General features: G+C 62.6%; 12 protein-coding genes. 6 read left to right on the top strand and 6 right to left on the bottom strand.

The annotated features are described in order from the left end of the window. Positions 1-3: 3 nt before the first annotated feature. The gene (gene gyrA, locus KG088_RS02065; protein WP_213823816.1) at positions 4-2,718 is read right to left on the bottom strand and encodes a DNA gyrase subunit A; all 2,715 of its coding nucleotides are present in this window, start codon (positions 2,716-2,718) and stop codon (positions 4-6) included. A 185-nt stretch (positions 2,719-2,903) separates the two neighbouring features. Between gyrA and KG088_RS02060 the strand changes: the two genes are divergently transcribed. Then, the gene (locus tag KG088_RS02060; RefSeq protein WP_213823815.1) at positions 2,904-3,836 is read left to right on the top strand and encodes a recombination-associated protein RdgC; all 933 of its coding nucleotides are present in this window, start codon (positions 2,904-2,906) and stop codon (positions 3,834-3,836) included. 71 nt (positions 3,837-3,907) lie between these two features. Beyond that, positions 3,908-5,089: a 1-acyl-sn-glycerol-3-phosphate acyltransferase gene (locus KG088_RS02055; protein ID WP_213823814.1), complete on the top strand. Its 1,182-nt coding sequence runs from the start codon at positions 3,908-3,910 to the stop codon at positions 5,087-5,089. A 78-nt stretch (positions 5,090-5,167) separates the two neighbouring features. On the opposite strand, the gene KG088_RS02050 is transcribed toward KG088_RS02055, so the two are convergent. Continuing rightward, a complete protein-coding gene (locus KG088_RS02050; RefSeq protein WP_213823813.1) occupies positions 5,168-5,503 on the bottom strand; it encodes a tryptophan synthase subunit beta like protein in 336 nt (111 codons plus the stop codon). A gap of 232 nt (positions 5,504-5,735) precedes the next feature. On the opposite strand from KG088_RS02050, the gene KG088_RS02045 reads away from it, so the two are divergent. The 4 genes from KG088_RS02045 (at position 5,736) to nth (ending at position 9,629) form a co-directional block, all read left to right on the top strand. Beyond that, on the top strand, positions 5,736-6,017 hold the full coding sequence (locus tag KG088_RS02045) for a hypothetical protein (protein ID WP_213823812.1): 282 nt from the start codon (positions 5,736-5,738) through the stop codon (positions 6,015-6,017). 100 nt (positions 6,018-6,117) lie between these two features. Then, positions 6,118-8,160 (top strand): methionine--tRNA ligase, encoded by a 2,043-nt coding sequence (metG, locus tag KG088_RS02040; protein WP_213823811.1) that lies wholly within the window; start codon positions 6,118-6,120, stop codon positions 8,158-8,160. 21 nt (positions 8,161-8,181) lie between these two features. After that, on the top strand, positions 8,182-8,991 hold the full coding sequence (locus tag KG088_RS02035) for an RnfABCDGE type electron transport complex subunit B (protein ID WP_213823810.1): 810 nt from the start codon (positions 8,182-8,184) through the stop codon (positions 8,989-8,991). Next, entirely contained in the window at positions 8,988-9,629 is a 642-nt protein-coding gene (gene nth / locus KG088_RS02030) for an endonuclease III (protein ID WP_213823809.1), read from the top strand. Before KG088_RS02035 ends, nth begins: the two co-directional genes overlap by 4 nt. On the opposite strand, the gene KG088_RS02025 is transcribed toward nth, so the two are convergent. From KG088_RS02025 to KG088_RS02010, 4 genes are read right to left on the bottom strand one after another with little or no spacing between them, the layout of a single operon-like run. Further along, a complete protein-coding gene (locus tag KG088_RS02025; protein ID WP_213823808.1) occupies positions 9,619-10,671 on the bottom strand; it encodes a tRNA-queuosine alpha-mannosyltransferase domain-containing protein in 1,053 nt (350 codons plus the stop codon). The genes nth and KG088_RS02025 overlap by 11 nt on opposite strands. After that, positions 10,671-11,678 (bottom strand): ArsA family ATPase, encoded by a 1,008-nt coding sequence (locus tag KG088_RS02020; RefSeq protein ID WP_213823807.1) that lies wholly within the window; start codon positions 11,676-11,678, stop codon positions 10,671-10,673. The genes KG088_RS02025 and KG088_RS02020 overlap by 1 nt, the downstream gene beginning before the upstream one ends. Positions 11,679-11,717: 39 nt before the next feature. Next, complete coding sequence (locus tag KG088_RS02015; protein WP_213823806.1) at positions 11,718-12,023, bottom strand: cory-CC-star protein; 306 nt, start codon at positions 12,021-12,023, stop codon at positions 11,718-11,720. Positions 12,024-12,037: 14 nt separating this feature from the next. Continuing rightward, entirely contained in the window at positions 12,038-13,720 is a 1,683-nt protein-coding gene (locus KG088_RS02010; protein WP_213823805.1) for a carbon starvation CstA family protein, read from the bottom strand. Between the last annotated feature and the right edge of the window lie 112 nt (positions 13,721-13,832).

Genomic DNA, 13,832 nt, shown 5'->3' with positions numbered 1-13,832 from the left:
GATTCAGGAGGCGTCGTTGTCGTCGGCGTCGTCAGGGCTCTCTGATGTGTCGGTCATCTCGACATCCTCTATCCCTGCCTCAACCTCGGCAACATCCTCCAGCTCATCGATCCGCACGGTCTTGACCAGCTTCTCTTCCTTGCCCAGACGAATCAGCATCACCCCCTGGGTATTGCGCGAGGTGATCGAGACCTCCTCGACGCGGGTGCGCACCAGCGTGCCACGGTCGGTAATCAGCATCATTTCGTCGTTGGAATAGACCTGCATGGCGGCGACCAATGAGCCGTTGCGCTCGCTGGTCTGCATGGCGATCACGCCCTGGCCGCCGCGACCGCGCAGCGGGAATTCCTCGAGCCGCGACCGCTTGCCGTAACCGTTCTCGCTGGCGGTGAGAATATAGATCTGGCCACCGTTGCCGCTCTCGCCGTCCGTCAGCTGACCAGCGGTTGTCTCGGTGTCGGCTTCCACGTCGGCCTCGGCATCGATCTGCTGGCTCTGCGGGATGATCAGGCTGATCACCTCGGCCTTGCCCGGCAGACGCATGCCGCGCACGCCGCGCGCGGTACGGCCCATGGCGCGGACGTTGCCTTCCTCGAAGCGGATGGCCTTGCCCTTGGACGACAGCAGCATGACGTGATCGCTGCCGGAGGTGATCGCCGCGCCCACCAGGCGGTCGCCTTCGTCGAGGTCGATTGCGATCAGGCCTACGCTGCGCGGCCGCGAGAACTGCTCGAGGCTGGTGCGCTTGACGGTGCCGCTGGCGGTGGCGAAGAAGATGTAGCACTCCGGGTCGTAGTCGCGCACCGGCAGGATCGCATTGATGTCCTCGCCTTCATCCAGCGGCAGCATGTTGACCAGAGGCTTGCCTCGCGAGCCACGGCTGGCGTTGGGCATTTCATAGACCTTGAGCCAGTAGACCTTGCCGCGGTTGGAGAAGAGCAGAATGGTGTCGTGCGTCGAGGCCACCAGCAGGTGCTCGATGACGTCCTCATCCTTCATCGACGTCGCCGACTTGCCGCGTCCGCCGCGCCGCTGGGCCTGGTAATCGGAGAGCGGCTGGGTCTTGGCATAGCCGGAGCGCGACACCGTGACCACCATGTCCTCCTCGGCGATCAGGTCTTCCATGGAAAGGTCGAGGTGGCTGGCCTGGATCTCGGTCTTGCGCGGGTTGGCGAACTGGTCGCGGACCGCTTCGAGCTCCTCGCGGATCACCTCGAGCAGGCGGTCAGGGGAGGCCAGAATCTCGCTCAATTCGGCGATCCTTTCCAGGATCGACAGGTATTCGTTGAGCAGCTTCTCGGTCTCGAGACCGGTCAGGCGGTGCAGGCGCAGCTCGAGGATGGCCTGGGCCTGGGCCGGCGAGAGGCGATATTCGCTGCCGGCCGTATTGAGGCCGAAACCCTCTTCGAGATCCTCGGGCTTGCAGGAGGTGGCGCCGGCACGCTCGAGCATCTGGGTGACCTGGCCGGGCTGCCAGCTTCTCGCCAGCAGCTTCTCCTTGGCTTCGGCGGCCGAGGGCGAGGCCTTGATCAGTTCGATCACCTCGTCGATGTTCGAGATCGCCACCGCCAGGCCCTCGAGCAGGTGGCCGCGTTCGCGCGCCTTCCGCAGCTCGAAGAGCGTCCGGCGGGTGACGACTTCGCGGCGGTGGCGGATGAAGGCCTCGAGGATTTCCTTGATGTTCATGGTGCGCGGCTGGCCGTCGGCCAGGGCGACCATGTTGATGCCGAAGACGTTCTGCAACTGGGTCTGGGCAAAGAGGTTGTTGACCACCACCTCGCCGCTCTCGCCGCGCTTGACCTCGATCACCACGCGCAGGCCGTCCTTGTCGGATTCGTCGCGCAGCTCGGCGATGCCCTCGATCTTCTTCTCCTTGACCAGCTCGGCGATCTTCTCGATCAAGCGCGCCTTGTTCACCTGGTAGGGGAGCTCGGAGACGATGATATGGTCGCGGCCGGACTTGTCATCATGCTCGATGGTATGACGCGAACGGATATAGATGCGGCCACGCCCGGTGCGATACGCCTCGAGAATGCCGGCGCGGCCGTTGATGATGGCGCCGGTGGGAAAGTCCGGCCCGGTGATGTGCTCCATCAGGTCGTCGACGGTCAGGGTGTAGTCGTCGATCAGCGCCAGGCAGCCGTTGATGATCTCGCCCATGTTGTGCGGCGGAATGTTGGTCGCCATGCCTACGGCGATGCCCGAGGAGCCGTTGATCAGCAGGTTGGGCACCTTGGTCGGCAGCACATCGGGAATTCGCTCGGTGCCGTCGTAGTTGTCGACCCAGTCGACGGTATCCTTTTCGAGGTCGGCCAGCAGCTCGTGGGCCAGCCGGGACATGCGAATCTCGGTGTAACGCATGGCGGCGGCGTTGTCGCCATCGATGGAACCGAAGTTGCCCTGGCCGTCGACCAGCACATGGCGCATGGAGAAATCCTGGGCCATGCGCACGATGGTGTCATAGACGGCGCTATCCCCATGGGGGTGATACTTACCGATGACGTCGCCCACCACACGGGCCGACTTCTTGTACGGTTTGTTCCAGTCGTTGCTCAGCTCGTGCATGGCGAACAGCACGCGCCGATGCACCGGCTTGAGTCCGTCGCGCACATCCGGCAGCGCACGGCCGATGATCACACTCATCGCGTAATCGAGGTACGACTGCTTGAGTTCGTCCTCGATGTTGACTGGCATAATCTCTCTGGCGATGTCACCCATGGGTCGTCGAATCCTTTGCACTGCAACGAGTTGGCCCTATCTTCCGGCATCGCCGGAGGCGCCACAACAGCCGCACATCATACCATCTGACGGCGGCAAAGGCAGCTCGGGAAACCCGCGGTTCGACTGGCACCCGCCAGCTCCTTTGGCCATAATGTGCCTCCTTTTCGCTCGAGAAATGCTTCATGTGGTTCAAGCACTTGCACCTTTATCGCCTGCACGAGGCACCGCAGCTCGATGCCGACACCCTGGAAGAGGCGTTGGACGCCATGGCCGCACGCCCGCTGAGCGGCAGCGAACCGCGCCGGTTGGGCTGGAGCGTACCGGCCGGGCGCGCCGGCACCCAGCGACTGCACGAGCTGCAGGGCCAGCGGCTGATGACGGCACTGCGACAGGAGCGACTGTTGCCGACGGCAGTCGTCCGCGAGGAAGTCGATGAGCGCGCCGCCGATCTGGAAACCCGGGAAGGCCGCAAGCTGCGACGCCAGGAAAAGCTCGCCATCAAGGAGCAGGTCGTCGAGGAACTCCTCCCTCAGGCATTCATACGCAGCCAGAAGCTCGACCTGTGGTGGGACGCCCGTCACGACCTGATCGGGGTGAACGCCAGCTCCCGCAAGCGCGCCGAGGAAGTGCTGGATCTGCTGCGCGAGACCCTGGGCAGTCTCAAGGTCACGCCCTTGACCAGCCAGACCCTGCCGATGCGGGCGATGACCACCTGGCTGACTGACCCGGCCTCGCGGCCGGCCGACCTGGTACTGGGCGACCAGGTGGAACTCAAGGCCAAGGGCGATGATGGCGTGCTGCGCGCTCGCCAGGTGGACCTGGACAGCGACGAGATTCAGCAGTTGCTGGCAAGCGGCCGCCAGGCGAGCAAACTGGCCCTGGAGATCGAGGGCCGACTAAGCTTTGTGATGCACGATGATCTCGCCATCAAGTCGCTGCGCTTCGGCGACGCCCTGATCGACGAGGCCAATGCCTCGGACGACGGCGACGACGCACTCGTCAGGCTGGAGACCGACTTCGTGCTGATGGCGCAGGCACTCGGCGAAAGCATCGAGCGCCTTATCGAGTGGCTGGGCGGCGAAGCGGGTATGCAACGCGACGCCCTGTCCGCATGACCCGTTCGCGCAACGAGCTAAACGATACCCAAGCGTTAACCGATACCCAAGACGATACTCAAGATAGTGGCATGACCGAAACCGATAACGACAATATCGCCAGAGACGATGCGGACCCGTGGGCCGGCATTCGCCCCTACCAGGACGATGAGGTCGCCGAGGTGCTCGCGCGACTTTCGCGTGACACCGAGCTTCTGACGGCACTGACCCGCTTTCGCCTGCCGCGTCTCTCACGCTATCTGCCGAGCCTGTCGCGTACGCTGGCCAGCATCGCCATTCGTCGCGAAGTCCGCGACGTCACCAGCGTGAATGATTTCCAGATGCGCCTGGCCAGCTACATGCAGCGCATGATTCGCACCAGCACCGATGACTTCCGCGTCGAGGGGCTCGATGCACTCGACCCCGATACGGCTTACCTGTTCATCGGCAATCACCGCGATATCTCGCTCGATCCGGCCTTCGTCAATTACGCGCTCTACCTGGCCGGACGCAACACGGTGCGTATCGCCATCGGCGACAACCTGCTCAAGAAGCCCTATGTCACCGATCTAATGCGACTCAACAAGAGCTTCATCGTCCCGCGCAGCGCCCGGGGCAAGCGCGCCATGCTGGCTGCCTACCAAAAGCTCTCGGGCTATATCCGCCACTCGATTCTCGAGGACAATCACTCGATCTGGATGGCCCAGCGCGAGGGCCGCGCCAAGGACGGCATCGACCGCACCGATCCGGCCATCCTCAAGATGATGACCATGGCGCGCCGCAGCCTGGAGCGCGACGTCTCGATCGGCGAGGCGATCCATGAACTACGCCTGGTGCCGGTGTCGGTCAGCTACGAATACGATCCCTGTGATACCCAGAAGGCCCGCGAGCTGCACGCCCTCCACACCAGTGGTCACTACGCCAAGAGCCAGTTCGAGGACATCCAGTCGATCGTCGCCGGCATCACCGGGGCCAAGGGACGGGTCAAGCTGCGCTTCGGGACGCCGCTGGGTGCTGATTTCACCAGCGCCGACGCGGTCGCCGCGGAGATCGACCGCCAGGTATTGAGCGGCTATCACCTTTTCCCCACCCATTACCTGGCGCTGGAAGCGCTGGGCGACGCACCCGAGCTTGTCGATGTGTCCGGGGTCTCCACGGCCGATCGCGCGCGCTTTCGCACCCGGCTTGAAGAGGTGCCACATGAGCTGCGTGAGTGGTGGCTGGCCCAATATGCCAATCCGGTGCGCAACAAGGCGGGTCGGTTACCCCGATAGCCGGGCCCGGTAAGTCAGTCGCGATGCCTTGCGAGTCGCTACGCTACCCGATGATCGAGGAACGTCGACGACACAGGGCTAGATGACGCCTTCCTCATCGGAATCTGACATCGGACTCGAGCCATTGATAGTGCGCCTGATTGACTGACGCTCCTTCATCTTTTCCCGGGCCGGCTCCGGCAGGTCGGTGAAGCTGATTACCCCCTTGTCCATCAATAGCTCGATCACATCCTCCAGCACCCGCACGAAGGCGAGATCCGATGTCTGTAAATGCACCGCTTCCTCGGCATTCCCATTTTCCATCAGAAATTCCAGAATTTCGGTCGAATCAGCCGGCAAAAACTCGTTGCAGTCAGGCGTCACCTCCCGACTGATCAGTTCGATAGCACCAATGTCATCGCGCTTGACGTACATAGAAGTCTCCGGCGTGCCCTGTTGTCGAAATCATAGGACAGCAGACGACGCGCTGCATGACCTGATTACAGGCGGGCGCCAGACCAAGCCGGGCGCTCGCGAGGTGAGAACGAAGAGTGTGATGTTAACTATCTCCGGGGCCTCTTTAGGCCGATGCCAAACGTGCTATCGTTCCGCCATTGCCGTCACGGCAGCGTTTCACACCTGACGTCAGGACACCAAGGAGACCGCCATGTCCTCATCGGAAATCCAGAAAACGCGGATCATTCACGAGCTGCAGGGCTTCATCCGAAAGCTGCTGCAGGACCCGAAGATTCTCGAGCAATCCCTCGACATCGCCCGCCGCCAGTTATCGGAAGGCGCGCGAGAAGGCGCCATGGCGCGGATCGCCAATGAGATATCCGACACCACCAGCGTGCATATTCCCGAAGACCCGGCGGAGCATTCCGAGGCCGACAAGCTTTTTCTTCAGGTACTCAAGGAAGTGATCGACGAGGAACAGGCGCTCTACTGACAGGTGCGCCACCGCGAGAACCGCTCGGGCAGCGGATGCAGGCAAGGCCGAAGATGGCTACAATCGAGGGTCTGATTTTCTTGGGAATCCCACCGCCGACATGTCGCATACCACACGCCACCCGCGCAAGATCCTGGTCACCAGCGCCCTGCCCTATGCCAATGGCTCGATCCATCTGGGTCATCTGCTGGAGTATATCCAGACCGATATCTGGGTACGTTTCCAGAAGAGCCGTGGTCAGGAGTGTTATTACGTCTGTGCCGACGATGCCCATGGCACCGCTATCATGCTGCGCGCCGAGCAGGAAGGCATCAGCTCCGAAGCCCTGATCGAGCGCGTGTCGTGGGAACATCAGGCCGACTTCGCCACCTTCGGCGTGGCCTTCGACAACTATCATTCGACTCACTCGAGCGAGAACCGCACGTTCAGCGAGCTGATCTACAAGCGTCTGCGCGACAAGGGACACATCGCCACCCGTGACATCGAGCAGATGTACGATCCGGTCAAGGGGCTGTTCCTCGCCGACCGCTTCATCAAGGGGACCTGCCCGACGTGCAGGGCTGAGGGGCAGTACGGCGACAACTGCGAAGCCTGTGGCGCCACCTACACGCCCGCCGAGTTGATCGATCCCGTTTCGGCGATCTCGGGTGCCACTCCTGAGGTGAGAAGCTCGACGCACTTCTTCTTCAAGCTGCCCGACTTCGCCGACTTCCTGAAGCGCTGGATCCGTGACGATCATGTCCAGCCGCAGATCCGCAACAAGCTCATGGAGTGGTTCGAGTCCGGCTTCAACGAATGGGACATTTCCCGGGATGCGCCCTACTTCGGGTTCGAGATTCCCGATGCCCCCGGTAAGTTCTTCTACGTCTGGCTGGACGCGCCGATCGGTTATCTCGCCAGCTTCAAGAACCTCTGCAATCGCGAAGGCATCGACTTCGACAGCTTCTGGCAGCGCGACTCCGACGCCGAGGTCTATCATTTCATCGGCAAGGACATCGTCTACTTCCACGCCTTGTTCTGGCCGGCCATGCTGCACGGGGCCGACCTGCGCACCCCCACGGCGGTCAATTGCCATGGTTTCGTTACCGTGAATGGCGCCAAGATGTCGAAGTCGCGTGGCACCTTCATCAAGGCCGCCACCTATGCCGAATACCTCAATCCCGAATACCTGCGCTACTACTTTGCCGCCAAGCTCTCCGCGGGCGTCGACGATCTCGATCTCAATCTCGAGGACTTCGCCGCACGCGTGAACTCGGACCTGGTGGGCAAGGTCGTCAACATCGCCAGTCGCTGCGCCGGCTTCGTCAAGAAGCTGGGCCACGGGCGACTCTCCCGCCACTGCGCCGAACCCGAGATGATTGCCCGCTTCATCGCCGCAGGCGACACGATCGCCGAGGATTTCGAGGCCCGCGAGTTTGGCCGTGCCATGCGCAGAGTGATGGAGCTCGCCGACGAGGCCAATACCTATATTGCCGAGAAGGAACCCTGGGTGCTGGCCAAGCAGGACGGTCGTGAAGAAGAGGTGCTGGAAATCGGCTCGGTGGGCATCAACCTGTTTCGCCAGCTGATGGTCTACCTGGCCCCGGTGGTACCCGCCATGGCCGAAGGAGCGCGGCAGTTTCTTAAGCTCGACTCGCTGGACTGGCACAGCCGTCACGACCTGCTGGTCGGCCATGAGATCGCCAAGTTCAAGCCGTTGATGACCCGCATCGAACGCGACAGGATCGACGCCATGGTCGAGGCGTCAAAGGAGGACCTGGTGGAAGAACAGAAACTCAAGGAGGCCCCGAAAGGCCCCCTCGCCGACGACGCCATAGCCGATGAGATCACCTTCGACGACTTTGCCAAGGTGGACCTGCGCATCGTGCGCATCGCCAAGGCCGAGTATGTCGAGGGGGCAGACAAGCTGCTCAAGCTGACGCTGGATCTGGGTGGCGAGAATCGCACGGTCTTCGCGGGGATTCGCTCCGCCTACGCGCCCGAGGCACTCGAAGGCCACCTCACGGTGATGGTGGCCAATCTGGCGCCCCGCAAGATGCGCTTCGGAGTCTCGGAGGGCATGGTGCTGGCCGCCGGCAATGAAGCGGGCATCTACCTGCTCGAGCCCCATACCGGCGCCGAACCCGGTCAACGGGTGAAGTAAGTCTGTCGACGAGAAGTGCCAGTGAGTCGCCACCTCGACCTGATCGACGCCATCGATGCCGAACTGCCGCAGACCCAGTGCGGCCAATGCGGTCATCCTGGCTGTCGCCCCTACGCCGAGGCCATCGCCGCTGGCGGACCGATCAACGAGTGTCCGCCAGGTGGCGAGGCCACCGTGGTGCGTCTGGCCACCGTGACCGGGCGCGCCGTCGTTCCTCTCGCGCAACCCGCACAGTCTCCGTTGCTGGCGCGCATCCGCGAGGCGGAGTGCATCGGCTGCACCAAGTGCATCCAGGCCTGCCCGGTCGATGCTATTCTCGGCGCCGCTAAGCGCATGCATACGGTCATCGAGGCGGAGTGCACGGGTTGTGAGCTCTGTGTGGCGCCCTGCCCGGTCGACTGCATCGACATCCTCCCGCATCCCGCCTGGGAAGCCGCCGAGAGCGAGGCCGAGCGACAAGCCTATCTCGCCGAGCGCGCGGCACTGGGACGTCAACGTTGCGAGGCCCGCAATCAGCGACTGGCTCGACAGGCACGCGAGAAACGCCTTGAACGTCAGCGACGCTTGATACGTCAAGGCTCGCGCGCCAGCCGCGGCGCCACGGACAACCCGTTCGAGCAGCGCCAGCGCCGGATGGCCGTCAAGGCCGCCGAAGAGGCGCAGAAGAGAGCCCGGCGCCAACTGGCCCATGCCGAACGCCAGAATGACGAGGCCGCGATGGCCGCCGCTCGCCAGCAGGAAACGCAGGCAAGCCACATGCTCGACGACGCCCGTGCCGCGCTCGATGCCCTTTCTTCGTCACAAACAACGTCACCAAGCGACAACCCATGAATGCCCAGAAACGCCAAGCGATCTTCGCGCGCCTGCGCGAACACACCCCCGAGCCCACCACCGAGCTTCACTGGACCACACCCTTCGAGCTGCTCACCGCGGTGCTGCTTTCCGCCCAGGCGACCGACGTGGGTGTGAACAAGGCCACGGCCCGGCTGTTTCCCGTGGCCAACACCCCGGCGGCGATTCTCGAACTGGGACTCGACGGGCTCAAGGCGCACATCAAGACCATCGGCCTGTACAACACCAAGGCCGAGAACCTGATGAAAACCTGCCGCATTCTCGAGGAGACCCATGGCGGCGAAGTGCCCCGCACGCGTGCAGCCCTCGAAGCGCTACCCGGCGTCGGCCGCAAGACCGCCAATGTCATCCTCAACACGGCCTTCGGCGAGCCCACCATCGCGGTGGACACGCATATCTTCCGGGTGGCCAACCGCACCGGACTGGCCAAGGGCAAGGATGTGGTCGAAGTGGAGCAGAAGCTCCTGCGCCATGTTCCCAGGGAGTTCCGCCAGGATGCCCACCACTGGTTGATCCTGCACGGGCGCTACACCTGCGTGGCGCGCAAGCCGCGCTGTGGCAGCTGTGTGATCGAGGATCTCTGCGAATATCCAGACAAGGAGGAGATCACGGCATGAGAAGGCGCCGATAATCCGACGCCAGCACTGGCCAGGTCCAGGCCGACATGTCCAGACGCGGCGGGCGGGTCTGGGGGCGGGTCAGCCAGGCCGCAAGTCGGTCGGTGAGCGCCTCGTGGCTCCCGTCGTAGCGATAGGCCGCCGGGTAAAACTCGGGGAAACACAGCCGGTCCGGCACCAGCGGCAAGGCGCCTCGCTGTGTGGCCTCCATGATCGAGAGCCCCTGAAACTCATGCCAGGTGGTCGATACCACGATATCGGCCTCGTCGAGTTGTGCCCGGTAGGCCTCGGTGGGCTGCGGCCCCCAGGCGACGACATGCCGTGAGAGCTGCTCGCGGGCCCGAGCGAAGATAGCCGGCTCGCCGCGAAAACGCTGCCCCATCACCGCCAACTCGAAATCGATACCCTGTGCACTGAGCGTTTCGAGCGCGGCGAAGAAGTCCTCGGGGTTCTTGTCGTACTCCCAGCGATGATTCCATACGATACGGCGCCCTCCGCCATCTGGAATTGCGTCGGGAACAGGATCGAGAGGCACCGGCAATACGCGAGAATGCTTGCGTAGGCGCTCAAGCGGCCGGACGGCGGGCAGGTTTTCGGGCAATCGCTTGAGGAAGTTCCGCGCACCATCGATGAAGCTGTCGCGGTTGAAGGCGCTGTTGAACGCCACGACATCGGCGGCCAACGCGGCATAGAGATTGACCATCAGCGCCTCGCCCTGGGGCTTCTGACCCCCGGCGGAGGGGTAGGCGAACTGATTCTCGTGGAAGTAAACGATCTTCCTGGCGCGCGCCAGGTGCGGATACAGGCCGATCAGGGTGGCCAGATCGACCATCGAGGTGGCAAGGACCACGTCATAGTCCCGCGACAGGGTCGCATCTTCCTTGAGCATCCAGGTCAGCGGATTGCCGCGAATGCGCCAGCGGAAATGACGCGGCGGAAGCTCGAGCAGCGTCCACTCGACGTCGTTCAGGCGCTCGGTCAGGCCACACACCCAGTGACGATGGCTGACTGCGGTATAGGCTGACAGCAGCAGTACCCGCATCAGAAACCTCTCGCTTCGAGCAGATCGGCGAGGCTTTCCAGGGTCTCGAGACCCTGAACATCCGAGGGTAGCCAGGGCAGACGCGGCCGTGGCAGATGCCCCAATTCGTCGTCGATACGCGCCAGGTAGCCGGCCTCCTGCTCGCGCCGGGCGCGCAGGAATTCGCCGTCGGCGTCTTCGGGAATCACCCGGTTGACCAGGGTGCCCGCCACTGGAATGTGAGCCGCCTCCAGTGCCGCTACCGCACGGGTGGTCTCGAGGATCGGCAGCCGCTCGGGGGTCATGACGAACAGGAAGCTGGTTTCATTGGCATTTTCAATGCGCCGCCGCGCCCTATGGAAGAGCCGGCGACGTTCGATGAGGGTCTCCGCCACATCCCGGGTGCGTGCGTCAAGGTCGGAAAGAGGATCCTCCTGGGGATCATCGAAGGGAGTGTCAATATCTTGCCCCCGCTTGGGCGTCAGGTGCGAGAGCACCTTGCCCAGCTCCTCGGATTTGCGATTATGGGCCAGCAGACCATCGGTCCATGCCGCCATGGCTTCGGGCAGGGTCAGCAAACGAAGGGTATGCCCCGTGGGTGCGGTATCGAAGATGATCAAGTCGTGATCGACATCCCGGTCGGTGATCAAGCGCGACAGCCGCTCGAGCAAAGCCGCTTCCTGGACGCCCGGCGACTGCCGAGTCAGTTGCATCTGGCGTTCCAGCTCGCCCATCATCTCCGGAGCGGCAAAGCGGCGCATCTGTGCAATGACCCTGGCCAGGTGGGCCTCGACCTCCCTGTCTGGGTCAATCTCCATGGCATCCAGGTTGGGCAGGAGGCGTCGCGGCGTGTCGCCGAGCTCGCGATCAAACACATCGCCCAGGCTATGGGCCGGATCGGTGGAAACCACCAACACGCGCTTACCGCGCCGAGCGGCAAGCACTGCCATCGACGCGGCGATGGTGGTCTTGCCTACACCGCCCTTGCCACCCACCCAGAGCAGGCGGCGTTCCAGTAGTTCTTTCATGACAACCCTTGTCGGGAAAGGGAAAGATAGTGTGCTGAATCAACAGCAGCGAAAATGATCCAGGGGAGAGCGCTCCATCCCCATGCGCCTGTGCCAGTCATGGAACCGCTCCAGAAGAAGAGGCTGCAGCTCCAGGGTGTAATAAGCCGCCGGATTGGGAACCCCCATCATTTCCGAGAACACCAGCAACATGAAAAGGTCGTCCTCGTCTCTCCGTGAGCGGGCAATGGTGCCACGGTAGCGAGCGGAATAGACTTCCTCGGCAAAGAAGCGGGCCTGGCTCAGCCAGGCCCGGATCCGCTGGCGACGAGAGTCATGCGTCTTGTCATGATTGTCGTCGTGCATGCTGCGCCTCCCTTCTAAGTCTGACTACGTTGCTCACCCATCTCGGTGCGCGCACGCCTGAGCGCCTGGGCGCACTCCAGGGCCACCATGATCGCGGCGACCAGCACCACGATGTCCAAGATCAACAGGAAATAATTACCCTGATCATAAAAGCTACGCAGCTGGAGCAGCAGTGCCCCGATCGTCATCACCAGCAGGAAGCACAGCGGCACCAGGGTGAACCACATTGGGCGACGCAGGCGGACCAGCATCACGGTAACCACCAGTAGGGTAAGACCCGCCAACAGTTGGTTAGTGGTGCCGAAAAGCGGCCAAATGATCATGCCACCGGAACCGTCGGGACCGCCGGCGCCGAAAGCCAGCAGCAGGCAACTGCCCACCGCCAATAGCGTCGCCATGGCCGGCTTCTTCATCCACTGCTGGCCATAGATCTCTCCCCACTCCTGGAAGATGTAGCGCTGCAAGCGCAGCCCGGTATCCATGGTGGTGCCGGCGAACAATGCCGCCATCACCGTGAGAAGCGTCGCTGCGGTGGCCTCCGGCAGGCCGAGACCATGGTGGATCATGTAGGCCCCGCCCTCGACAAAGGCGGTCACCCCCCCGGCACCGAAAGCGGTGTACATCGCATTCCAGTCGGCGAAGGTTGCGAAACCGGCGGTAGCGGCGAGGATGGCGGCCAGCGCCAGCATGCCCTCCCCGACAGCCCCGAAGTAACCAACGAAGCGCACATCGCTTTCCTTGTTGAGCTGCTTGGAGGTGGTGCCCGAGGCGACCAGACCGTGGAAGCCCGAGATGGCCCCGCAGGCGATAGTGACGAACAGCAGAGGAAATATCGGTGGAGTACCCGCCGGCACATCGTTGTTGATCATCGGTGCCACCAGGGCCGGGTTGAGCAGCAGGATGGCGCCATAGAGCACGATGAGGCCGATGAAGAGCTGCAGACCATTGATGTAATCACGGGGCTGCAGCAGCATCCAGACCGGCAAAAGAGAGGCAATGGCCGCATAACCGAACAGGAGCAGTATCCAGACGGCATTACCGGCCATCCCACCCACCTGTTCCGGCATCTGGAGCGGTACTGATGGACCGATAATGATCAGTGCGTAGAGAGCCACGACCCCGACGATTGATACCATCGGCAGGCTCATCTTGCGCCGATAGATCATTTGGCCAATAACCAGCGCCACCAGGATGGCACCCCAGACCGGCACCACAGCGCTCGAGAAATCCATCATCAAGCTGGCGATGACAACGGCAAATACCGCATTGACCATTAGTAGAACCAGAAAGATAACGATCATGAAGAGGCTGCGAGCGCGCTTACCCACCACGTCGCCGGTAAGGGAACCAACGGATCTGGCCTTGTTACGCACGCTGGCCCAGATAGCGCCGGCATCGTGGATGCCGGCGAAGAAAATGGTACCGAATATCACCCACAGAAATGCCGGCAGCCAGCCCCAGATGACGGCAATGGCGGGACCCACGATGGGGGCTGCACCGGCCACCGAGGTGAAGTGGTGGCCCCAGAGCACGTACCGATTGGTGGGTACGTAATCGATACCATCCTCAAACTCGTGAGCGGGTGTCTCGTAGTCGGGATCGAGTCGGTAGATCTTCTCAGCGATAAACTTCGAGTAAAGAAAGTATCCGGCGGCCATCGCCGCAAGACCCAAGATCAGCAGAATGATGGCACTCATGCAGGCGTCTCCTTGGCTGGAACGAAAGGCAGTCTTCATTCTTGTTGTGAGGCGCTCGAGTGGGCACGACCCATCTTGCACCTTCCTATCCAGCGTCATACGGAAACGCCGA

This window comes from Halomonas jincaotanensis, from assembly GCF_018448785.1.
GTDB classification, from domain to species: domain Bacteria; phylum Pseudomonadota; class Gammaproteobacteria; order Pseudomonadales; family Halomonadaceae; genus Halomonas; species Halomonas jincaotanensis.
Note: the sequence above shows the minus strand (reverse complement) of the source record. Positions and strands in the feature narration are given on the sequence as shown.

Excerpts from the sequence above, each read along its gene's own strand:
- gyrA (WP_213823816.1), bottom strand. The coding sequence starts at position 2,718 with ATGGGTGACATCGCCAGAGAGATTATGCCAGTCAACATCGAGGACGAA.
- KG088_RS02060 (WP_213823815.1), top strand. The coding sequence starts at position 2,904 with ATGTGGTTCAAGCACTTGCACCTTTATCGCCTGCACGAGGCACCGCAG.
- KG088_RS02055 (WP_213823814.1), top strand. The coding sequence starts at position 3,908 with ATGACCGAAACCGATAACGACAATATCGCCAGAGACGATGCGGACCCG.
- KG088_RS02050 (WP_213823813.1), bottom strand. The coding sequence starts at position 5,503 with ATGTACGTCAAGCGCGATGACATTGGTGCTATCGAACTGATCAGTCGG.
- KG088_RS02045 (WP_213823812.1), top strand. The coding sequence starts at position 5,736 with ATGTCCTCATCGGAAATCCAGAAAACGCGGATCATTCACGAGCTGCAG.
- metG (WP_213823811.1), top strand. The coding sequence starts at position 6,118 with ATGTCGCATACCACACGCCACCCGCGCAAGATCCTGGTCACCAGCGCC.
- nth (WP_213823809.1), top strand. The coding sequence starts at position 8,988 with ATGAATGCCCAGAAACGCCAAGCGATCTTCGCGCGCCTGCGCGAACAC.
- KG088_RS02025 (WP_213823808.1), bottom strand. The coding sequence starts at position 10,671 with ATGCGGGTACTGCTGCTGTCAGCCTATACCGCAGTCAGCCATCGTCAC.
- KG088_RS02020 (WP_213823807.1), bottom strand. The coding sequence starts at position 11,678 with ATGAAAGAACTACTGGAACGCCGCCTGCTCTGGGTGGGTGGCAAGGGC.
- KG088_RS02015 (WP_213823806.1), bottom strand. The coding sequence starts at position 12,023 with ATGCACGACGACAATCATGACAAGACGCATGACTCTCGTCGCCAGCGG.
- KG088_RS02010 (WP_213823805.1), bottom strand. The coding sequence starts at position 13,720 with ATGAGTGCCATCATTCTGCTGATCTTGGGTCTTGCGGCGATGGCCGCC.